This is a genomic window from Microbulbifer sp. TYP-18, assembly GCF_040932045.1.
GTDB lineage: Bacteria > Pseudomonadota > Gammaproteobacteria > Pseudomonadales > Cellvibrionaceae > Microbulbifer.
This window is the reverse complement of the sequence record NZ_JBFRBC010000085.1, coordinates 1-1,247: the sequence shown is the minus strand read 5'-3', so window position 1 is coordinate 1,247 and position 1,247 is coordinate 1. Positions and strand designations below refer to the sequence as shown.

At 40.7% G+C, this 1,247-nt stretch carries 2 protein-coding genes; both read left to right on the top strand.

Features of this window, described 5'->3' with window-relative positions; genetic code table 11:
* Nucleotides 1-606, top strand: a 606-nt coding sequence (locus ABVT36_RS19015; RefSeq protein WP_368457969.1) for a hypothetical protein, incomplete at its 5' end; no start/stop codon positions are given.
* Nucleotides 607-690: 84 nt separating this feature from the next.
* Nucleotides 691-1,005 carry a hypothetical protein gene (locus tag ABVT36_RS19010; RefSeq protein WP_368457968.1) on the top strand — a complete coding sequence of 105 codons (315 nt, stop codon included), beginning with the start codon at nucleotides 691-693 and terminating at the stop codon, nucleotides 1,003-1,005.
* Nucleotides 1,006-1,247 lie beyond the last annotated feature (242 nt).

Genomic DNA, 1,247 nt, shown 5'->3' with positions numbered 1-1,247 from the left:
GTTGTTGGTGGTACAACCTCGGAGTTAAGTGGCGGAAAGTTTGCCAATGGTGCCATTACGGCTGCAATGCAGTATGTGATGAATTGGCAGGGAGGGGGTGAAAGTGCACAAAAGGGTGGAAAGATTAATCTTTTCTCTAAAAAAGATGTATTACTGTATGGAGCAGCAGAAGCTAAATTTGATGATCCTAATACGTTAGATATCTGGGGGCACGGTACTGCAAGTTATATGAATGGATTATCCTCGGATGGAAGTAATTATGATGCAAATGGAAACCCAATTGTTTTGGATGCTAAAGCACTCTCAGAGTTAGTATTAAATAGCGGCCAGTGGTCGCCAGGCATGCCAATCCGACTTAGAGGCTGCAATACAGGGAATCTTGATGCTTTAGCCAACCCGCTTGCTATGGAGCTATCAGGAATTTTAAATACTACAGTAAGTGGCGCCAGTTGGTATTATCATACAAACGCTATTGATAGTTTTTCCGTTGGTCCAAAGTATTTTCCTATCTTTGCTTTTGGAACTTGGAATGAGTTTAGTAATGGCGTTCATGTAGGTTCTAATAATGGTTTCGATATACGAGTTTATAAAAAGAATAACCCTTGATTATATATGGTTGTGTGAGAGAGCGACTGAAGTCACTGCATAGTGAATTATTATTTGGGAGTAGTTGAATTAATGGATAACAGCATGAGTAATAAGTTGCTTATATTACAGTGGTCTGCCAATAAATTAGTCGTTCTATTTTTGGCTTGGATTATTGCCTATACTTTTTTTGCAATTATTCCAAATATTTCTCCCCAGTTTGATTCATATTATTCAGGTAGAGGAAGTATTCTATTTTACTCGATTATTGCATACCTACTTATGTGTTTGGTGATCCTTTCTTTGAGATTGTGCGGAAAGATTGGGGTTAGATTGTTTTTTACGCTTGATATAATTTTTATTCTTCTTTTTGGCTTGGTGACTTTAATTCTTTCAGGAAACTATGGCTTTGTTGGATAGGCTTGTTGCACAAGCCTATTTCTGGAAGCCTATAAAAGCCCTACAGGATTGTTTGGAGGGCTGGCAATGTTGCTAGCTCCTATAAAACCTATTAGGCCTCGAAATCGTAGTCGATAGTCTTCTTTCCTGAGGGGGCAGCTGGAACCACTATCATCCGCAGTGGGGCTATATCACCCAGGTCACCAGCCCGGATTATGTGGCCGGCACCGCCGGTCAGCGCTACTACCTGCTACAGGGCATGG

Excerpts from the sequence above, each read along its gene's own strand:
- ABVT36_RS19010 (WP_368457968.1), top strand. The coding sequence starts at position 691 with ATGAGTAATAAGTTGCTTATATTACAGTGGTCTGCCAATAAATTAGTC.